We start from the raw sequence: 20905 nt of genomic DNA on the forward strand, positions 1-20905 counted from the left end.
GGAGTACAGCCGGATAACAGAGCGTGGGAATTACTAGGCGGCAGCTAGTGGGAGTCGCTACCGTTAGTGGGACAATATTACAGAAGGATTTTGACATCAGTAAGTATTGGCTTACTTTTTTTTGTAAGTAATCACTCACCTATAGAAAATTATATTGCAAAGCATTGTTTTTCAAAATGTTGTAAATAATGTATATAATTTTGTCATTGACAAAAAATCTGTAATTGAGCTGGCTGAGAGTGTAAAAGCAACAGCCCCCACAGAACAGACAGGTTCTGCGGGGGCTGTTACACTCGGTGATTATCTTGACGCTATTTGGCTCGGACTAATTTGCTGCCAGTGCGAAACTGAGCTACTTTCTTCTGAATCTCATCCAGCCCAAGGTTGTGCACGCTGCCCAAGTGCGTCGTCTGGAACTCGCGGTGCGCTACGTAGCTGCCATCTTCTACGGCGTGGCCAACCTGTTTGTAGGCCTCCCGGAAGGGGGTCCCGCTTTGAATAAGCTGGTTGATGTTTTCCACGGTGAAAATGGCATCGTACTTGGCCTGCTCTACCAAGTTGGGCTTGATTTTCAGCTCCGGCAGGGCAAACAGCACAATGTCCAGAATGTCCAGAAACTGCGTCATTGGCTCAAACAGAATTTCCTTCAGAATCTGGAAGTCCCGGTGGTAGCCGCTGGGCAGGTTGCTGGTGGCTAGCATGAGCGTATTCGGCAGGGCCTGCAAGGCGTTGCACCGCGCCCGAATCAGCTCAAACACATCCGGGTTTTTCTTGTGCGGCATGATGCTGGAGCCGGTGGTAAATTCCTTAGGCAACTCCACAAAGGCCAGGTCCTGGGAGTTGTAGAGCACCAGGTCGTAAGCCATTTTGGCCAAGGTGGCAGCCATGCCGGCCAAGGCAAACGCCAGCGTCTTTTCCGTTTTGCCGCGCAGCATCTGGGCGCCTACGCTGCTCACGGCCAGGTTGCCGAAGCCCATTTCCCGGGTGGTCTGCAGCCGGTCGATGGGGAAGGAGGAGCCGAAGCCCGCGCCTGAGCCCAAGGGGTTCTGGTCGGCCACGGTGTGAGCGGCTTCAAACAGGGCCAAATCCAGCAGCAGATGCTCGGCGTAGGCCGAAAACCACAACCCAAACGAGCTGGGCATGGCCGCCTGGAAGTGGGTGTAGCCGGGTATCAGGTCGGTCTTGTGCGCTTCGGCTTTCTGCAGCAGCACATCCACCAGTTCCAGGGTGCGGGCGGCCGCGCGCTGAGTGTAGTCTTTCAGGAAAAGCTGGATGGCCGTCAGCACCTGGTCGTTGCGGGAGCGGGCGGTGTGGATTTTCTTGCCCGCGTCGCCGAATTTCTCGGTGAGGTAATACTCGATTTTGGAATGTACATCCTCAAAGGCCTCATCGATGATGAACGTACCGGTTTCGACCTGCGCCGCCAGCTCTGCTAGGCCCTGCTGCAGCTGCTGGTTTTCCTCCGCTGAAATCAGGCCGGCCGCGGCCAGCATGTTGGCCTGGGCCTTGGAGGCCTGCACATCAAACTGCGCCAGGTACATGTCCAGCTCCCGGTCACGGCCCACCGTGAACTGCTCAATTTTCTTATCGACGGCAATGCCTTTATCCCAGATTTTCATGTTCGTTGGTGGTAGTCGCTCCGCTATTCAAAATGAGAGGGCAGAGTATTGAAAATAGTTGAACCACATACTGAGCAACGCTAAAGCACGTGGTTTTTCCTCCGGTTTTATAGTTGCAGCCCGTCGAGCAACTCAATGTACCCACGCACCCCAGCCTGGATTTCGCTGAGCAATATGTACTCATCGGGGGTGTGGGAGCGGGCCGAGTCGCCGGGGCCTACTTTCACTGTGGTAAAGGGCATCATGCTTTGGTCGGAGAGGGTAACGGAGCCGAATGTGCGACGGCCCAGTGCCACGCCGCGCTGTACCAGCGGATGCTCAAGGGCAATGCGGGAAGAGTTGAGATGAGTAGAGCGAGGCGCAACGTCGGAGGTGACGTGCTGGCGCACTAGTTCTACTATTTCCTGATTGGAATACAGTTCGTTGGTACGCACATCCACCACAAAGGTGCACCGGTCGGGCACAACGTTGTGCTGGGAGCCGGCCTGGATTTGGGTAACCGTCATTTTCACCGGCCCCAGCAGCTCCGATACCTGCGGGAAGCGGTAGGTTTCAAACCAGCGAATATCAGCCACAGCTTTGTAGAGGGCATTTTCGCCTTCCTCACGGGCGGCGTGCCCGGTGCGGCCGTGGGCCACGCAGTCCAGCACTACCAGGCCTTTTTCGGCTACGGCCAGGTCCATCTGCGTCGGCTCGCCCACAACGCCTAAGTCAATGTGGGGCAGTAACGGCAGCAGCCGTCGAATCCCGTTCACGCCCGACACTTCTTCCTCGGCCGTAATGGCGCAAATCAGGTTGAAGGGCGGGGCGGTTTCTTGCTGCTCGAAGTACAGAAACGTGGCCAGCAGGCACACCGCCGAGGCTCCCGCGTCGTTGCTGCCCAGGCCCGTGAGCCGGTCGCCCTCTACCACCGCTCCGAACGGGTCGTAGGTCCAGGTGCTGCCGGGCTTCACCGTATCGTGGTGGGAGTTGAGCAGGATGGTAGGCTTGCTGGGGTCGAAGTGCTTCGAAATAGCCCACACGTTGTTGGCGTCGCGTTGGGGCTTGGCGCTGTGCTGCGCCAGAAACTCCACCAGCACATCAGCAGTACGGTCCTCTTCCCGCGAAAAGGATGGGGTACTGATGAGTTGTTGCAACAGCGCAATGGCTTCGTCGGCAAGTTGTTCGATTAGCTCCGGCATAGGATAGTTTTTACCGGCTCGTTGATCAGCAGCGCGTTTTCAATTACGACCCGCTCCACGCCGGCTTCCAGCGCTTCAAACGCATTATCGAGCTTGGGAACCATGCCGGCGGCAATAATGCCCTCAGCTTTCAGCTGCTGGTACTGCTCGGCGGTTATCTGCGGAATCACCGAGCTGTCGTCGTTCACGTCGCGCAGCACCCCGTCCTTTTCAAAGCAGAAATGCAGCTCTACCTCGTAGTGCGCGGCCATGGTGCGGGCCAGGGTGCTGGCAATGGTATCGGCGTTGGTGTTGAGCAGTTGGCCTTGTCCATCGTGGGTGATGGCACAGAACACGGGCGTGAGGCTGGCTTGCAGCAACTGATGCAGCAGGGCCACGTTTACCGCGTCGGCGGGCAGGTCGCCCACAAATCCGTAGTCAATGTCCTTTACTGGCCGTTTCACCGCCCGGATAGCGTTGCCATCAGCCCCGGAAAGGCCCAGGGCATTCACCCCGAAGCTCTGCAACAGGCTTACCACCTGCTTGTTGGTTTTGCCCGCGTAGAACATGGTCACGATGTCCAGCGTGGCGGCATCGGTGATGCGGCGGCCCTGTATCATCTGGGGTTCAATGCCCAGGTCGCGGAGCATCTGGCTGGCGCCTTTGCCACCGCCGTGCACCAGTAGCTTGTGGCCCGACACCTGGGATAGGGCCAGCAAAAATTGCCGCAGCTGGGCTTCATCATCAATGATGCCGCCGCCAATCTTGAAAATTTTCAGGCCTTCACGCATAGCTTTCGGAGGAAGTAAAAAGGGCCGTAACAGAACAACAGCGGCCAAAATGAAGGGAAGGTCGGCTTGGGCATCACCGGGATACAGCTACCGATCAGAACTTTTTTTGTACTCGGGGGGACAAAGTTTCCAAAAAAAAACATCTAGTTTTGCAACGATTTAGCGGTTTAAACGATTTAAACCACGAAAACGCTTCACGCCGCCCCGCGGCACTGTCAATGACTCACCTCTCTTCAATTGCACTTCTGCGACGACCAGTGATGGTTGTGCGAACAATGCCAGCGTAGGCTGGCGTGCAATGTTTCGCATCGGGTTTCCACAGTACCGAAACCGGCGAAAAGGGGCCACTACCGTAAGTGCCCCACTGAAGAAAGTTTTTCCTGAGTAACTCCCTGACACGAGTGTAGGCCTCCGGCTCCCTTCTCCTGACTCCCTAAGCCACCCTAAGCCGCCAAATGGGCGCAGGCAGCGGGTTTCTACTTCCTTCCAAGCTCTTTCACTACGGTGCCGATTTCATTCGGCTGGCCGCGGAGCCTTGGCCGCTTGTTACGCAAGCAACCTCCTCCCTAATCGTCTTTCCGAGTCTGTTGCCGTATACACCTGGCAACTAACCGAGCCCTGACCATGATTTTACGCGTTGCCACTGCTGCCGATGCGCAGTATGCGGACACCCTCTGTCAATGGTATGCCGAGTCAGCCAAAACGCGCGGCGTTGGTATTGCCAAGCGTGACCCTAACTATCTGATTAAGAAGATGGAGAAGGGTGATTCTATCATTGCTTTCATTGACGAGCAACTGGCGGGTTTCTGCTACATCGAGACGTTCGAGGACGCCAAGTTTGTAGTGAATTCCGGCCTGATTGTGAATACCGAGTTGCGCAAGGAAGGGCTAGGCCGCGCCATCAAGCACCGGGTGTTTGAGCTGTCGCGCACCAAGTATCCGGCGGCTAAGATCTTCGGTATCACCACATCGGCGGCCGTTATGAAGATCAACAACGAGCTAGGCTACCGGCCCGTCACGTTCCCGGAGCTTACGCAGTCGGATGATTTCTGGAAAGGCTGCTCCAGCTGCAAGAACTACGGCATTCTGATGGAGAACCAGCGCAAGATGTGCCTCTGCACCGGCATGGTGTACGATAACCTGAACGACAAATTCAGTCAGCAAACCATCGAAATCCTGAGCCAGGAGCAGTAGAGAAATTCGAAGTGAGAGGGTAGGGTTTCGCGTTGTGCGAACGGACTTCTCTCAGCTCACTTCTCTTTTCCAAATCCTGCTTTCTAAGCTCTAACCTCTTAGTTCTAAGCTCTCATTTGATGAAAAAAGTAGTTCTCGCCTACAGCGGCGGCTTGGATACATCCTATTGCGTGGTGTACCTGACCAAGGAGCTGGGCCTGGAAGTTCACACGGTAATTGTTAACTCGGGCGGGTTCTCGAAGGAGGAGTTGGTAGCCATTGAGGAACGAGCCTATGAAATGGGCTCCACGCGCCACGAGGTGATTGACGTAACGGAGCGGTTCTATCAGCAGTGCCTGCGCTATCTGCTGGCTGGCAACGTGCTCAAAAACGATACTTACCCATTGAGCGTGAGTGCCGAGCGCATGTTCCAGAGCCTGGCGCTGGCCGAGTACGCCCGCGAGAACAAGGCCGACTACATTGCTCACGGCAGCACCGGCGCCGGCAACGACCAGGTACGCTTCGATGTGGCCTTTTCGGTAATTTCGCCCGATACCGAAATCATCACGCCCATCCGCGACCTGGGCCTTTCGCGCCAGCAGGAAATTGAGTATCTGCAAGCCAATGGCGTGGAGATGAGCTGGGAAAAAGCCAAATACTCCATCAACAAAGGCATCTGGGGCACCAGCGTAGGCGGCGTTGAAACGCTAACCTCCCGCCAGGGCCTGCCCGAGTCGGCTTGGCCGACGCAATTGAGCAAGCAAGAGCCGCAGGAAATCAGCATCACCTTCGAGAAAGGTGAGCCGGTGGCCCTGAACGGCGAGCAGATGAAGCCGGTGGACCTGATTGTGGCCCTCAACGAGCTGGCCGGCCAATACGCCATTGGCCGCGACACCCACGTGGGCGACACGATTCTGGGCATTAAGGGCCGCGTAGGCTTTGAGGCTCCGGCACCCTTGATCCTCATCAAAGGCCACCACTTGCTGGAAAAACACACCTCCAGCCGCTGGCAGCTGCTGCATAAGGACTACATCGCCAACTGGTACGGCACGCTGCTGCACGAAGCCCAGTACCTCGACCCGGTGATGCGCGACATGGAGGCTTTCCTGGAGTCGTCGCAGGCGCGGGTATCGGGCACGGTGTACGTAAACTTGAAGCCCTACCAATTTGAGCTGCTGGGTATTGAGTCGGATTTCGATATGATGCAGTCGAAGGTGGCCACCTACGGGGAGGAAAACAACGCTTGGGACTCGCGCGACGCGAAAGGCTTCATCAAAATCTTCAGCAACCAACTGCGGATTCACGGCTCGTTCAACGATGAAAATTAAGGCTGGCATCGTCGGCGGGGCCGGCTACACGGCGGGGGAGCTACTGCGCATTCTGCTGCACCACGAGTTTGTGGAGCTGGGCGGCATAGTGAGTTTCTCCAACGCCGGCAACCCCATCTATCAGGTGCACGACGACCTGGTGGGCGACACGGAGCTGCGCTTTGCGGCCGCGCTACAGGGCGACGAAGACGTGGTGTTCCTTTGCCTGGGCCACGGCAACTCCAAGGCCTGGCTGACCCAGAACCCGCTGCCCGAAACCACCCACGTCATCGACCTGAGCAACGACTTCCGCCTGGAAGCCGACGCCGAGTTTGCGGGCCGGGAGTTTGTGTACGGACTGCCGGAGCTGAACCGCAGCCAAATCCAGCAGGCCCAGAGCATTGCCAACCCCGGCTGCTTCGCCACGGCCATCCAGTTGGCGCTGCTGCCGCTGGCCCAGGCGGGCAAGCTCCGGGACGACGTGCACGTATCGGCCATTACGGGCAGCACGGGTGCGGGGCAGAGCCTGTCGGAGACGGTGCATTTCTCGTGGCGCACCAACAACGTGTCCATCTACAAGCCCTTCACGCACCAGCACCTGGGCGAGATAGGGGAGAGTCTGGCGCAGCTACAGCACGCGCTGGACGTGGACATTCACTTCATCCCATACCGCGGCAACTTCACTCGGGGCATCTTCGCCAGCGTCTACACGCCGTCGGATTTGACCCAGGACGAAGCCCGCGCACTGTACCAGCAGTTCTACCAGGACGCGCCGTTCACCACGGTATCGGACAAGGAAGTGCACTTGAAGCAGGTAGTCAACACCAACAAGTGCCTGCTGCACGTGCAGAAACTCGGCAAGCAGCTGCTCATCACCTCGGTTATCGACAACCTGGTGAAAGGTGCTTCCGGCCAGGCCGTGCAGAACATGAACCTAATTTTTGGCCTGCCCGAAACGACGGGGCTGGGTCTGAAGGCTGGGCTGTTCTAACCCAGAACGTCATTCCGAGCGGAGTGCAGCGAAGTCGAGGAATCTCGCGTGCTGACGTACGGAATACCATCACAACATCAGCACGCGAGATTCCTCGGCAAGCTTGGAATAACGTTCAGTTTTGAGTTCTGCCGTACGTTTCTAAGTTCTAACTTCTCAGCTCTCACATCTATACCATGGAGCTTTTCAACGTGTATCCGCTCGTCAACATCACGCCCGTGAAGGCGCTGGGGGCGACGCTTTGGGACGACAAAGGCCAGGAGTACCTGGATTTTTATGGTGGCCACGCCGTTATCAGCATCGGCCACTCGCACCCGCACTACGTGCAGCGCATTACTGGGCAGCTGCAGAACTTGGGCTTCTACTCCAACTCCGTGCAGATTCCGATTCAGCGGGAGTTGGCCGAGAAGCTGGGTCGGGTGTCGGGCTACGAGGACTACACGCTGTTTATGTGCAACTCAGGGGCCGAGGCCAACGAGAATGCGCTGAAGCTGGCTTCCTTCCACACCGGCAAAAAGCGCGTTATAGCATTCCGGGGCGCGTTCCACGGCCGCACTTCGGGCGCGGTAGCCGCCACCGATAACCCCAAAATCGTGGCACCTTTCAACGCCGACCACCACATCAGCTTCCTGGAGTACGACCTGGCGGCGGTGGAGCAGGTGCTGCAGGGCGGCGACGTGTGCGGAGCCATCATCGAGCCCATCCAGGGCGTGGGCGGCATCATCATGCCTTCTGATGAGTTCCTGCAGGGGCTGGCGGCGCTGTGTAAGCAGTATGGTGCGCTGCTAATTGCCGATGAGGTGCAGAGCGGCTACGGCCGCAGCGGCAAGTTCTTCGCCCACCAGCACGCCGGCATCCGGCCCGATGTTATTTCGGTGGCCAAGGGCATGGGCAACGGCTTCCCCATCGGTGGCATTCTGATTGCGCCCGAGCTGAAGGCGTCCTACGGACTGCTGGGCACCACGTTTGGCGGCAACCACCTGGCCTGCGCCGCTGCGCTGGCCGTGCTGGAAGTCATTGAGCAGGAAAACCTGGTGCAGCACGCCGCCGAGCTGGGCGACTACCTGCGCACGGAGCTGGAAGCCCACGCCGGGGCCGAGGAAATCCGCGGCCGGGGCCTGATGGTGGGCATCAAGTATGATTTCCCCATCAAGGACCTGCGCGACCAGCTGCTGGCGGAGCACCACATCTTCGTGGGCAACGCCTCCGACCCCACGGTGCTGCGCCTGCTGCCCCCGCTGAATATCACCAAGGCCGAGGTAGACCGGTTCTTGCAGGCGCTGTACGCATTAATTCCGGCCGAAGTGAAAAAGTAAACGACCTGTGGCCTAACTTGCAGCCCCAATGAGTAGCACCCTGAAGCTCCCGAGCCACGCTCCCCTTCTGACAAGCTGCCCGCTGCCATTGGTGACTCCTGTGCAGCAACCGGCCGGTTCTTTCCCCGAAAGAACAGCCTCCCCCTTTTCCTTCCAGCAGTTGTGCCCGCCCGACTTCCCGATGCCTGACATTTGGAAGTGGCAGGGTGCGGGACCGATTGATCTAGTTTCTTTCTCTCCCGTTTGGCTTACCTCATTGTTCGGCTGGAATAGACCCCTGGTATTCGGTTCTGTTCCAGCCGAAATTGTATCCGGACGGTTCCAAATCCGGCCCGCGGCCTCGTCTCGTCCTTATCAGGCACCCGATACAGGGCGTTTCAGAATCGTTACGCCTCTAACTCTGAAATAGCCATGCCGAAAATCATTTGTAAGTGCGGCAACTGGATTAGTTTCAGTACTATCCCCAACCCAGCTGAGCTGCTTTTCATTTCCGATGTCGAGTACGACGCCTTTACAGAAAAGATTGACTCGAATGAGCTTTATGATAAGATGAAGCACATATTGGTTTGCGACCAGTGCGAAAGACTCTGGGTTTACTGGAATGGCTTCCAAGATTACCCCACCTGTTACTCAAAAGAAACCTACGACAAGGGTGAATAACATGAAGCAAGTAAAACTCGTCCTCGAAGACGGTACTGAAATTCAGGGCCAGTCGTTCGGCGCCTTCACCTCCGCCGCGGGCGAGGTGGTATTCAGCACGGCCATGACCGGCTACCCCGAAAACCTCACCGACCCGTCCTTCGCCGGGCAGATTCTGGTGCTGACCTACCCCATGGTGGGCAACTACGGGGTGCCGGGCGAGGAGCTGTACGAGTCGATTTCGAAGATTTTTGAGTCGGACAAGATTCACATTGCCGGGCTGGTGGTGAACTACTACTCCGAGGAGCACAGCCACTGGAACGCCGCCAAGAGCCTGGGCGACTGGCTGGCGGAGTACAACATCCCCGGCATCTTCGGGGTGGATACCCGCATGCTCACTAAGAAGCTGCGCGAGAAGGGGGCCATGCTCGGCAAAATTGTGGCCGAGCAGGACGTGCCCCTGCACGACCCCAACCAGGACAACCTGGTGGCCCAAGTGAGTCCCCAGGGCGTGCAGCGCTACGGCACCGGCAAAAACAAAATCGTGCTGGTGGACTGCGGTACCAAAACCAACATCATCCGTTGCTTCCTGGAGCGTGATGTAGAGCTGATTCGGGTGCCCTGGGACTACGACTTCACCCAGCTCGACTACGACGGCCTGTTCCTAAGCAATGGCCCCGGCGACCCGAAAATGTGCACCGCCACCATCAGCCACCTGCAAAAAGCGCTGGAGCAAGACAAGCCAATCTTCGGCATCTGCCTGGGCTCCCAGCTTATGGGCCTGGCCGCGGGCGGCGACACCTTCAAGCTGAAATACGGCCACCGCAGCCACAATCAGCCCGTGAAGTTAACCGGCACCCAACGCAGCTACATCACCAGCCAGAACCACGGCTTCGCGGTGGACACCGCCACGCTGCCCGCTGAGTGGGACATGCTGTTCGAAAACCTGAACGACGGCACCTGCGAAGGCATCAAGCACAAAACCAAGCCCTTCTTCTCCACCCAGTTTCACCCCGAAGCCGCCGGCGGCCCCCAGGATACGGAGTTCCTCTTTGACCAGTTTCTGGACGAGGTAGAGAAGTATAAAGCGCAGCATCCGTAAGAGCGTCACGCTGAGCTTGTCGAAGCATCTCTACCGGAAGCCTGGATTAGCCGGGTAGCCGTTTTCCTTGAAGTACATGTAGAGCATAAGTGGTTTGCCATCAAAGTCTGTAACGCATTCAACCATGTACTCCACCTCGTCGCGTCTTCGACTGCCTACGGTTTTAAATACTCTGCCGATGCCTTGGGCATTGAATGAATTATGAATCAGTCTTTGCTGGAGCTGCAACGGTAGTTCTTTTACGGAAACTTCGGTTTTAGATTCGGCGAATTTGCAATGTCTGTCAAAAGCTACATTGAGCACTTTGTTCTGCCGTTTAGAGTAAAACATGTACTCTTCTTCACCTTTCTCTAAGTCACCGTAAACGCGGCAAGAATCAATTTGAGCATCTGGATAGGTTCGCTTAAACTTCTTGACAACTTTGGCCGGTACTGGTACTTCGTGAGTACGCATGGCATTCTTGGCCCGATAAGACTGGGCTAATGTTTGGCTTACCAATGCACAGCAGAATAAAAACAAAAAGACACATTTCATTATAAAACGCCCATTTGGTAAGTCAGCGCGAGTTAAGATTCTTCAAACATACTGAACTCTGGCTGCCTACTACCTTCGCTTCCTCCAACGCACTTTCCATATGTCAGAAAAACGCAGAGGTCTGCCGAATTGGGTGTTTATCGTAGCTGGCGCCCTGGTGCTGGCCGTGTATGTATTCGGCAAGTTCTTTGGCCAGAAAACCATCCTAAAAGCCATGTTGGGGGAGCCGGGCGACATTGTCAATCGGGCCATGAAATCAGCCAAGGTTTCTCCGCGCATTACCAGCCGCACGGGCGAAATCACCGAGCGAAACTTCAAAGTGCATCAGCTTGGCGCCAAAAAGGATACATCGGTCTTTCAGTTCTTTCTGCAGGGCGAGCGGGCCGATGCTACCATCAAACTCTGGATGGTCAGACGGCCGTCCGGGAAATGGGATATGATCAAAACGGATACGCTTTTCAGCGCGCCTAAAACCGCCCAGGCAAGCCAGTAAGCTGTAACCAACTCCACAAGACTTTTAACACGACCCCCGCATAGGGCTGTTGCTTCACACCCAGAATGAATAAACCACAGAAAGTTCTCATCCTTGGTTCCGGTGCTCTCAAGATTGGGGAGGCCGGGGAGTTCGATTACTCCGGCTCGCAGGCGCTGAAGGCCCTGAAAGAGGAAGGTATCCGCACCATCCTCATCAACCCCAACATTGCCACCGTGCAAACGTCGGACAACATTGCCGACGACGTGTACTTCCTGCCCGTGACGCCCTTCTTCGTGGAGGAAGTTATCAAGAAGGAGCAGCCCGATGGTATTCTGGTGGCGTTTGGGGGCCAGACGGCCCTGAACTGCGCCGTGGCCCTGTACCGCGCCGGGGTATTCGAGAAGTACAACGTGAAGGTGCTGGGCACGCCCGTGCAAAGCATTATCGACACTGAGGACCGGGACATCTTCAAGGAGAAGCTCGACCAGATTGGCGTGCTCTCGGCCCGCAGCGTGGCCGTGACGACTATGGACGACGCGCTGGCGGCGGCCGAGAAAATTGGTTTCCCCATCATCGTGCGGGCGGCGTTTGCGCTGGGCGGCCTGGGCAGCGGCTTCGCCAACAACATGGACGAGCTGCGCGCCCTGGCTCAAAAGGCCTTCACCACCTCCGACCAGATTCTGGTGGAAGAGTCGCTGAAGGGCTGGAAGGAAGTGGAGTACGAAGTGGTGCGGGATGCGTACGATAACTGCATCACCGTCTGCAACATGGAGAACTTCGACCCCATCGGTATCCACACCGGGGAGAGCATCGTGGTGGCTCCGTCGCAGACCTTGAGCAACCGGGAGTACCACAAGCTGCGCAGCATTGGCATCAAGACCATCCGCCACCTGGGCATCGTGGGCGAGTGCAACATTCAGTACGCCCTCGACCCCGTGTCGGAGGACTACCGCGTAATTGAGGTGAATGCCCGTCTGTCGCGCTCCTCGGCGCTGGCCTCCAAGGCTACGGGCTACCCACTGGCCTTCGTGGCGGCCAAGCTGAGCCTGGGCTACTCGCTGGCTGAGCTGAAAAACAGCGTAACGCAGACTACCTCGGCCTTCTTCGAGCCGGCTCTCGACTATGTGGTAGTGAAGCTGCCGCGCTGGGATTTGAGCAAGTTTTCGGGGGTAAACCGGCAGATTGGCTCGGCCATGAAGAGTGTGGGCGAGGTAATGGCCATCGGCAAATCGTTCGAGGAAGCCATTCAGAAAGGCCTGCGCATGCTGGATACCGGCAAGCGCGGTTTCGTAGCCAATAAGCCCGAGCAGGCCGATAATGCCACCATCGACCGGTTGCTGAGCGAGCCGAACGAGGAGCGCATCTTCGCCATCAACCTGGCGTTTGAGGCCAGCTACACCATCCAGCAGGTGCATGATCTGACCAAGATTGACCTGTGGTTCCTGCAGCGCCTGCTCACCATTTTCGAGCTGGGCAACCAGCTGGCCGCCCAGCGCGGCCACGGCGTAGATGCGCTGGAAACAGAGCTGCTGCGCGAAGCCAAGAAAGCGGGTTTCTCGGACCAGCAGATTGCCGTAAAGCTGCTGGGCGAAGGCGACGTGAAAGCCGACGAGCTGCTGGTGCGCGCCCGCCGCAAGGCCCTGGGTGTGCTGCCCGTCATCAAGCAGATTGACACGCTGGCCGCCGAATTCCCGGCCAAAACTAACTACCTCTACAGCACCTACCACGGCACCGAAAACGACCTGCAGCCGGAAACCGACAAGTCCATTGCCGTGCTGGGCTCGGGCGTGTACCGCATTGGTAGCTCCGTGGAGTTTGACTGGTGCGGCGTAAATGCCGTGCAGACGGCCTCCGAAGAAGGTTACAAAACCATCATCATCAACTACAACCCCGAAACTGTTTCGACCGACTACGACGTGTCGGACCGGCTGTACTTCGAGGAACTGAGCTTCGAGCGGGTGATGGACATTCTGGAGTTCGAGCAGCCCGAAGGCGTGATTCTGAGCACCGGCGGCCAGATTCCAAACAACCTCGCCACCCGCTTGGCCGATGCCAAGGCGCCCATCCTGGGTACCGCCCCGGCCCGCATCGACGAGGCCGAAAACCGCCACAAGTTCTCCAGCATCATGGACGAACTGGGCATTGCCCAGCCCCGCTGGAAGGAGTTGACCTCGCTCGACGCCATGTTCGAGTTTGTGGGCGAAGTGGGCTACCCGGTGCTCATTCGGCCCAGCTATGTGCTATCGGGCGCGGCCATGAACGTGGTGTCCAACGCCTTCGAAATGGAAGCTTTCCTGCAGGCTGCTACCGAGGTAAGCGCCGAGTACCCGGTGGTGGTATCGGAGTTTATGCAGGAGGCCAAGGAAATTGAGCTGGACGCGGTGGCCGACAAAGGCGAAATTGTGAGCTACGCCATTTCGGAGCACGTGGAGTTTGCCGGCGTGCACTCCGGCGACGCCACCATGTACTACCCGCCCCAGAAGGTATACGTGCGCACCATCCGCCGGCTCAAAATCATTGCCGAGAAGATTGCCAAGCGCTACGAAATCAGCGGGCCGTTTAACATCCAGTTCCTGGAGAAAAACGGCGAAATCCGGGTGATTGAGTGTAACATCCGCGCCTCGCGCAGCTACCCCTTCGTGTCCAAAGTATCGGGCAATAACCTGATCAAAAAGGCTACGCAGGTACTGCTGGGCAAGAAGGTGGAGCGTGACGCCAGCGAGCTGGTGTACGATTCGCCCTTCGTGGGTGTGAAGGCTCCGCAGTTCTCCTTCACCCGCCTGCCCGGCGCCGACCCGGTGCTGCGCGTAGACATGGTGAGCACCGGCGAAGTAGGCTGCCTGGGCGACACCGCCGAGGAAGCTCTTTTGAAGTCGATGCTGAGCGTGGGCTACAAGATTCCGCAGAAGTCGGTGCTGATTTCCGGCGGCCCCATCAAGTCGAAAGTAGCCCTGCTTTCGGCCGTGGAATTGCTGGTGAAGAAAGGCTACCAGATTTACGCCACCCAGGGTACGCACCGCTTCTTCGCCGAAAACAACATCCCCAGCAGCCTGCTTTTCTGGCCCGATGACCACGAGGAACCCAACGTGCTGACCTACCTCAAGGAGAAGAAGATTGACCTGGTCATCAACATCCCCAAGAACCTCTCGAAGGGTGAGCTGGACAACGACTACAAGATCCGCCGCACCGCCATCGACTTCGGCATCCCGCTACTCACCAACGCCCGCCTGGCCAAAGCCTTCATCCAGGCCTTCTGCCGCCTGGAAATGAAGGATCTAAAGATTAAGAGCTGGAACGAGTATAAAGCTGAGTAACACTCGCCGCCGTCGTCTTGGCGTAGCTCAGAACGACCGGTAGGCCACCACTACAACGGCTTGGTTACCTTAGGTAGCCGGGCCGTTGTGGTTTATTTCTCGGTGCAGTTCGCGCTGCTGCCTGCGAGCAAAAATGAGTTCAACCAACAAAGAGCACCGGTTAGTTAGCGCTTGTTCCCGGAAGGTAAGTTGAGCAGGAATTCATTTTCAATGAATTCCACGGCGAAGAGCATTTTTCGCTGGTTATTGTCCGTACCTTTTGAGCTCCAAATTATTTATAGCACGTATGAAAAAAAGTATACTAATTGTCAGCGCCCTGCTGAGTACTGCCGCAATGCTGCCCTGCTACGCGCAGTCGTCTTGGACGTGCATCACGCCACCCAATACAGTTATGGGAGGGTCCAGCTACACCTCGTTGATGCTGCCCACTGCCAAGATGATGTGGGGCACCCGCTACGTCAATTACGGAATGGGCGCTTACCAGGATTTTGTCTTTTGCACAACGAACGGCGGGGAAACGTGGCAGGAAGGCGCGCTGAAAGGGGCCGATGATGTATGGGGTATGGATGCCCAGAACGCGTGGCTGATTCGTCGCACGACGGGTACCCTGATGCGTACCACCACCGGCCCAGAGGGCTTTATTACCGTATCCAACACCCCGAGTTCGCCACTGCGGTTTGTGCGGTTCTTTAGTTCGTCCGTCGGGGTGTTGATCGGTATACCCGAGGCAGGCGAACGTTCATGGCCTATTTACCAAACCAAGGACGGCGGTGCTACATGGATGCGTTACAGCGGCCCCCCGCTATCCTCTTATGATAGTAATATCAAGCCAATACGGTGTACTACGTTGGGCAATCAGCTCTGGGTAACTACCAGCACCGGAGAGGTGCTACACTCAACGGACCAGGGCAGCACCTGGACCAGAAACTCAACCGGCATGGGTACGGCGCTACGGGAGGTGTGTTTCCGGGATGCTTTGCACGGCCTGGCGTTTGGCACCGACCGGCAAGTGCGGCGCACCTCCGATGGAGGGCAGACGTGGAGCCCCGTAACGACGACCGGGCCAGTATACAAAACCGCCGCCATGGCGGTGGTAGGCTCAGCCGGCACGTACCTGACCGGATCCGATCCGTTTCAGGAGGGTGGTATGTCTATCTCCTATGACGACGGCCTTACGTGGCAAAACATGGATACCAATATCAGTCCCTTGAATTTCGCGCAGTTCGGAAACCAGATTTATGCGGCCGGCCGGGGCGGTGTGTTTGCTTACACGGGTGTCGCGCTGTCAACGCGCCGGGCCCAAGTCGCACCCATGGCATTCTATCCCAACCCAACCACAGGCGTACTGCATATTGCACCCAGCCGGGACAAACGGCAGCTGTACGTGTATGATGTAAGTGGCCGGCAAGAGCGCACGGCAACCATCGGTTCCGGCGCAGCCACAATCGACCTGACCGGACTGAAGCCGGGCCTGCACCGAACGGTACTGCTGGACAGCCAAGGCAATCAAACCAGCGCTACTGTCCAACTGCAGTAGTGTCTAGCTTCCGAAAGCCATAAGCAAACTATGCTTTGGCTGGTGTCAAACAGCAACGGCCCGGACAAATATTTGTCCGGGCCGTTGCTGTTTGGTAAAAGCACTCTTCTAGCGAGGTTGATACCCTACCTTCTCGCGCACTTTGTTAAGAACGGTGCTGCCGTAGGCCTGCGCTTTGGCAGCACCCTCAGCCAGCTTGAGGTCCAACTCAGGCAGGTTGTTCATGTAGTACGTGAACAGTTCCCGCTCCTGGGCAAAACGCGTACGGATAACCTCGTACAGGGCCTGCTTGGCGTGGCCGTAGCCGTAGCCACCGCGCAGGTAGTTCTGGCGCATTTCCTCCACCTGCTCGGGCGAGGCCACCAGCGAAAACAGCTTGAAGGTATTATCGGTATCGGGGTTTTTGGGCTCTTCCAGCGGGGTGCTATCCGATACGATGCTCTTGATGGTTTTGAGCAGGGCTTTGTCATCCACGAAAATGTCGATAATGTTGCCGTAGCTCTTGCTCATTTTCTGCCCATCGAGGCCGGGCACAATCATTACTTGCTCATCTACGCGGGCCTGGGGCAGCACAAAGGTCTCACCATAGCGGCTGTTGAAGGCCGAGGCAATGTCGCGGGTGATTTCCAGGTGCTGCACCTGGTCCTTGCCTACGGGCACGAACTCGGCGTCGTAGAGCAGGATGTCGGCGGCCATCAGCACGGGGTACGTAAACAGGCCCGCGTTGACATCCGAAAGCCGCCCACTTTTGTCCTTGAAAGAGTGCGCGTTGGCCAGCATGGGGTAGGGCGTGAAGCACGAGAGGTACCAGGCCAGCTCCGTTACCTGCGGAACATCCGACTGGCGGTAGAACAGATTTTTCTCCGTATCAAAGCCGCAGGCCAGCCAAGCAGCGGCCACGGCATAGGTGTTCTGACGCAGCGTTTCGGCGTCGCGCACGGTGGTGAGGGAGTGCAGGTCGGCAATGAACAGCAGGCTTTCGTTGGCGCTGCTTTTGGAGAGTTCAATAGCCGGAAGAATGGCGCCGAGCAGGTTGCCGAGGTGCGGCCGGCCGGTGCTCTGAATGCCGGTGAGGATGCGGGACATGAAAAAGGAGTTTTAATTATCTGGCAGCTTTCCAAGGATCTACCGGAACGAAAGCCTCGCCTTGGTTGAGTGCCTGGACTGCCTGCTCAAGATGGTAGATAAGCAGAAGCTTAGCATCTAAGTATTTAACCATATCGGCCCTAGGTGCTAGAAAAGGCCGCAGACGCTCACGAAACTCTTGGCTAGTGCCAGAAAAGCTGGGTGCTGAAATGATGGTAAAATTTTGTTGACCCGCGTTTTCAATCAGACGAATAGTGACCCAAGTCGATCCACCGCCATACATCAGGCCATTGCCACTCATCGTTGGGGGAGACTTTTCCCGGTACGAATAGTTATACAGCATTACTTGACCACTGTCAATTACTTCAGCAAAACCATGAGTTATGGTTTGCTTACCACTCTTGATAGAAAAGCCGCTAACTGGACGGTAAGTTTTACCGCCAGCCTTGAAATATGCAACCTGGCTGAGGGCAAGCTCTTGCTTCTTTTGTTCTCCTTCTTTGATCAACAGGGTGTTCTCATCAGGCATTTTGATTTGGGCCACACGACGGACACCCGGTTCCGTAGTGAGGACGTAATAGCCCGGCTCAAATTGAGCTAACAATATCTGTGGTAATAATAAGGCAGCGAATAGAAGTAGGAAACGCATCAGTATGGAGAAATGATAACTACACGGCCTTGTCGGCCACGGCTTCCTGCTGCAACTCCCGGGTGGCCTCGTCGCCCAGGTATCGGTCAATGATGGCGTGGGCGAGGTAGAGCAGGGGCGTGAGCAGAATGGCCGCCGCAAATTTATACCAGTAGTTGGTGTTTGCCACGCTCAGCACCTGATCAAAAGTCCAGTTGCCGAACACGTAGAAGGCCACGAACAACACCACAAACGAATCGACGAGCTGGGAAATGAGCGTGGAGCCGGTGGCCCGCAGCCAAATGTAGCGCCCATCTGCTACGCGCCGGAACCACTGGAACACTGAAGCATCCAGCACCTGTCCAATGATAAAGGCGGTGATAGAGCCAATGATAATGCCCAGCCCCTGCCGGAAAATGCTTTGGTAGGCAAACTCAATATTGAACGGCCGGCCCTGGGCGTCTTTGCTGTTCACCTCCAGCCAGAACTGAGCTGGCGGCAGCTTGGTAGTGGCCAGAATTACGAGGAAAGCATACAGAATCAGCCCCACCGTGAGAAAGCTCACGCGCAATACCCCGGCCCGCCCGAAATATTCGTTGATGATGTCGGTGGTGATGAATACCACGGGCCAGATGATGACGCCGGCCGTGAGGTTGCCGGGCAAGCCCAGTACCGCATCTACCGAAAAAATCTTGACACCGATAATTTCGGCCAGCAGCGCGTTTACAATGAAAATGCCGCTCAATACCAGGTAGAGCTGCTGCTTTTTATGGGATAAAGGTTGGGGCATAAAGAGGGGAGAGGGAAACTGTCATTCCGAGCAACGCGAGGAATCTGGCTTTACCATGGAGTATTATACCCGGATTCCTCGCGTTGCTCGGAATGCAGGACAAAAATTACTCGGCTACGTTTACCGTGAGGCCTTCTACGGCCAGTTCTGTCCACTCAAACTGAGTTTTAGCCTCGGCTAAGAGGGGCTGCAAGTCACGGTAGCGGCTGCTGAAGTGGCCGATAAGTAAGCGGTGCACCTGCGCCCGTCGGGCCAGCAAACCCGCTTGTCGGGCCGTAGAATGGTGCGTAACGGCGGCCCGCTCGCGCATATCGTCTAGAAAGGTAGCCTCGTGATAGAGCAGGTCAACGCCATGTACCAGATCAGCTAAGCTCTCGGTGTAGAGCGTATCGGAGCAGAAAGCGTAGCTACGGGCCCGCTTGGGCTCCACAGTTACCTCCGCATTGCGCACTAGCACCTGGCCCGCATCGTCCAGCACATCCTCGCCCAGCGTGAGGGCCGTGAGCTGAGCCGGGGTCAGGCCATCGGGGAGACGCTCGGCCAGCAGGCGGCGGCGCTTGGGTTTCTCCCGGAACAGGTAGCCGCAGCACGGAATGCGGTGGCGCATGGGCAGCGTATGCACCATCAGGTTCTTGTCCTCGAATATCAGTTGGTGCAGGGTAGTATCGACGGGCGTAAACTCCAGCTCGAAACTGAGCTGAGTGTGTGAGTGCCGGAACTGCATCGTCAGCACCTCATCAAGCCCCGCTGGCCCGAACAGGCGCAATGGCTCGGTGCGGCCGTTCAGGTGCATAGTGCCTAGCAGCCCAAATAACCCAAAAAAATGGTCGCCGTGGAGGTGGCTAATAAAGATGGTATGAATGCGCTGGTGCCGGATTTTCTGCTCCATCAGCCGGCGCTGGGTGCCTTCGCCGCAGTCAATGAGGTATTGCGTGCCGCCCACCGTGAGTACCTGGGCTGTATGATGACGGTCCAGAAACGGGGTGGCCGACGCACTACCCAGAATTTTCAGCTCAAACTCCATAGATAGAAAAGCCCACAAGCTATAAGCTGCAAGCTGCAAGCCTTTGTTCTGAGGAACCAACCCAGCAGAACAAAACGCTTGCAGCTTGCAGCTTATAGCTTGTAGCGAAGGTTACTCCTTGCTGGTCAAGTCCCGCTCGATGGCGTGCAGAAAAATCCGGTCAATACCTTCTTCCACCGTAGGCAGGATGTGCAGTACCGACTCCAGCTTGCTGATGGTAATAAGCTTCATTACGTGGTCCTGCAGGCCGGTGAGCACCAGCAAGCCACCCGTAGAGTTGCACAGACGGTTGGCAATGAGAATGGAACTCAGCCCCGACGAATCAGTGTACTTCACGTTGCTCAGGTCCAGAATGAGGTTATTGATGCCCTCGGCATTTAGCTTCACGAATTCCGATTTCAGATCCGGCGCAACAGTGGTGTCGAGCTTTTTCTCATCAATCGTAATAATCGTGTAGGTCTCTTTTTTATCGATGGAGTACTTCATACCGCAGGTTATTCGGTGGTTACGGGAGTTGCGAAGGTAACAAAAAAACTCGTGGGACGTGAGGACTTGGTGAACAGAGCAAAAAGTGCCAAAACAGGCACATTAATGCTGTTTTTTGTCGGCCAGAGCGAAGCTTAACGTGCTCCAGGTGCTTTGCCAGTCAGCGGAAGCAGCTTTGGAAGCTAGCTCCATCCGCACGGTGCTGGCAAGGTAATCACCCGGGTCTGATAAACGAAACAGCAAACGCCCATTTTGGTTACTATAGAGTTGGTTTTGACGAATTACTATCCCTCGATAACGCCGCCAAAGCACCACCGGCTGGCCCGCTACCGGGCGGCCATGGCGCAGTACGCGAATAGTGAGGGAAGCCCCAGGCAGCAATAGGTAAGGATTCTGCTCGGGTACCAACTCTAAGGGCTGATTCAAAACGCGGCTCCAGGCTCGGGCCGTATCGTGAGCCACTGCCGGGCCAACCTGAACCATAGTTTTGGCACACCGTCGGTACGCTTCGCGCACCGATTTGGTTGTGTCGCCGGTAAGTGCGCGTTGAGCAGCAATGTATTGCAGATTTTCCTGCTTCAGATACCGGGTAAAATCGGGGCCGGAAAACGTGCTGAAGGCATTATCGGTGGTGAGAGCCAGCAAATGAGTGCCGGGCTGTTGCAGCGTGAACGTGGTGCTGAGCGTATCGGCCGCTGTGGCGGCGGGCAGCATACTGCGAGTGGGCAGGCCCGGGGCGCAATGCCATAGATCTACCACGCGGCGGCTTTTTCCAGCCCACGGAGTGCCCTGGAAACCGTCGCCCATCAGCCGGCGGATGTGTACGGCAGCGTCCGGCGCTACCCAAAACCGCGCCGGCTCCAGCCAAAACTGTTGGGCCAGGGCGGTAGTTGTCACTCCCAGACTCAAAAGCACGAATGCAGCTTTACGCAT

At 56.8% G+C, this 20905-nt stretch carries 18 protein-coding genes; 8 read left to right on the forward strand and 10 right to left on the reverse strand.

Annotation, left to right across the window (positions count from 1 at the left end):
- Positions 1-311 precede the first annotated feature (311 nt).
- From argH to argB, 3 genes are all read right to left on the reverse strand, one after another.
- Positions 312-1619, reverse strand: coding sequence for an argininosuccinate lyase (argH, locus tag LF252_RS01395; RefSeq protein ID WP_226266528.1), 1308 nt, complete (start codon positions 1617-1619; stop codon positions 312-314).
- Positions 1620-1726: 107 nt separating this feature from the next.
- Positions 1727-2800, reverse strand: coding sequence for a M20 family metallo-hydrolase (locus LF252_RS01400; protein ID WP_226266530.1), 1074 nt, complete (start codon positions 2798-2800; stop codon positions 1727-1729).
- Entirely contained in the window at positions 2788-3570 is a 783-nt protein-coding gene (gene argB / locus LF252_RS01405) for an acetylglutamate kinase (RefSeq protein WP_226266532.1), read from the reverse strand. The genes LF252_RS01400 and argB overlap by 13 nt, the downstream gene beginning before the upstream one ends.
- Before the next feature lie 624 nt (positions 3571-4194).
- Here argB and LF252_RS01410 point away from each other — a divergent pair.
- The 5 genes from LF252_RS01410 to carA all read left to right on the forward strand — a co-directional run bounded on the left by LF252_RS01410 (position 4195) and on the right by carA (position 10098).
- The gene (locus LF252_RS01410) at positions 4195-4764 is read left to right on the forward strand and encodes a GNAT family N-acetyltransferase (RefSeq protein WP_226266541.1); all 570 of its coding nucleotides are present in this window, start codon (positions 4195-4197) and stop codon (positions 4762-4764) included.
- Positions 4765-4880: 116 nt separating this feature from the next.
- Positions 4881-6071, forward strand: a complete 1191-nt coding sequence (gene argG, locus LF252_RS01415) for an argininosuccinate synthase (RefSeq protein WP_226266543.1) — start codon at positions 4881-4883, stop codon at positions 6069-6071.
- On the forward strand, positions 6061-7041 hold the full coding sequence (gene argC, locus LF252_RS01420; protein WP_226266554.1) for an N-acetyl-gamma-glutamyl-phosphate reductase: 981 nt from the start codon (positions 6061-6063) through the stop codon (positions 7039-7041). Before argG ends, argC begins: the two co-directional genes overlap by 11 nt.
- A gap of 176 nt (positions 7042-7217) precedes the next feature.
- Positions 7218-8357 carry an aspartate aminotransferase family protein gene (locus LF252_RS01425; protein ID WP_226266556.1) on the forward strand — a complete coding sequence of 380 codons (1140 nt, stop codon included), beginning with the start codon at positions 7218-7220 and terminating at the stop codon, positions 8355-8357.
- Positions 8358-9018: 661 nt separating this feature from the next.
- Positions 9019-10098 (forward strand): glutamine-hydrolyzing carbamoyl-phosphate synthase small subunit, encoded by a 1080-nt coding sequence (gene carA, locus LF252_RS01430; RefSeq protein ID WP_226266559.1) that lies wholly within the window; start codon positions 9019-9021, stop codon positions 10096-10098.
- 30 nt (positions 10099-10128) lie between these two features.
- Here the strand turns inward: carA and LF252_RS01435 are convergent, their stop codons facing one another.
- Entirely contained in the window at positions 10129-10551 is a 423-nt protein-coding gene (locus LF252_RS01435; RefSeq protein ID WP_226266561.1) for a hypothetical protein, read from the reverse strand.
- A gap of 181 nt (positions 10552-10732) precedes the next feature.
- On the opposite strand from LF252_RS01435, the gene LF252_RS01440 reads away from it, so the two are divergent.
- From LF252_RS01440 to LF252_RS01450, 3 genes are all read left to right on the forward strand, one after another.
- Positions 10733-11125 carry a hypothetical protein gene (locus tag LF252_RS01440; RefSeq protein WP_226266564.1) on the forward strand — a complete coding sequence of 131 codons (393 nt, stop codon included), beginning with the start codon at positions 10733-10735 and terminating at the stop codon, positions 11123-11125.
- A gap of 65 nt (positions 11126-11190) precedes the next feature.
- Positions 11191-14421, forward strand: a complete 3231-nt coding sequence (carB, locus tag LF252_RS01445; protein ID WP_226266575.1) for a carbamoyl-phosphate synthase (glutamine-hydrolyzing) large subunit — start codon at positions 11191-11193, stop codon at positions 14419-14421.
- Positions 14422-14707: 286 nt separating this feature from the next.
- Complete coding sequence (locus LF252_RS01450) at positions 14708-15958, forward strand: T9SS type A sorting domain-containing protein (RefSeq protein ID WP_226266577.1); 1251 nt, start codon at positions 14708-14710, stop codon at positions 15956-15958.
- A gap of 108 nt (positions 15959-16066) precedes the next feature.
- Here the strand turns inward: LF252_RS01450 and trpS are convergent, their stop codons facing one another.
- The 6 genes from trpS to LF252_RS01480 all read right to left on the reverse strand — a co-directional run bounded on the left by trpS (position 16067) and on the right by LF252_RS01480 (position 20905).
- The gene (gene trpS, locus LF252_RS01455) at positions 16067-17044 is read right to left on the reverse strand and encodes a tryptophan--tRNA ligase (protein ID WP_226266579.1); all 978 of its coding nucleotides are present in this window, start codon (positions 17042-17044) and stop codon (positions 16067-16069) included.
- Positions 17045-17060: 16 nt separating this feature from the next.
- Positions 17061-17693 carry a hypothetical protein gene (locus tag LF252_RS01460; protein WP_226266581.1) on the reverse strand — a complete coding sequence of 211 codons (633 nt, stop codon included), beginning with the start codon at positions 17691-17693 and terminating at the stop codon, positions 17061-17063.
- A 19-nt stretch (positions 17694-17712) separates the two neighbouring features.
- A complete protein-coding gene (locus LF252_RS01465) occupies positions 17713-18462 on the reverse strand; it encodes a queuosine precursor transporter (protein WP_226266583.1) in 750 nt (249 codons plus the stop codon).
- Between the two features lie 106 nt (positions 18463-18568).
- Entirely contained in the window at positions 18569-19486 is a 918-nt protein-coding gene (locus tag LF252_RS01470) for a ribonuclease Z (RefSeq protein WP_226266585.1), read from the reverse strand.
- 111 nt (positions 19487-19597) lie between these two features.
- Positions 19598-19972, reverse strand: coding sequence for an STAS domain-containing protein (locus LF252_RS01475; protein ID WP_044002696.1), 375 nt, complete (start codon positions 19970-19972; stop codon positions 19598-19600).
- A 102-nt stretch (positions 19973-20074) separates the two neighbouring features.
- Positions 20075-20905 (reverse strand): DUF4198 domain-containing protein, encoded by an 831-nt coding sequence (locus tag LF252_RS01480; protein ID WP_226266587.1) that lies wholly within the window; start codon positions 20903-20905, stop codon positions 20075-20077.

It is taken from the genome of Hymenobacter pini (assembly GCF_020421205.1).
In the GTDB taxonomy this organism is placed as follows: Bacteria; Bacteroidota; Bacteroidia; order Cytophagales; family Hymenobacteraceae; genus Hymenobacter; species Hymenobacter pini.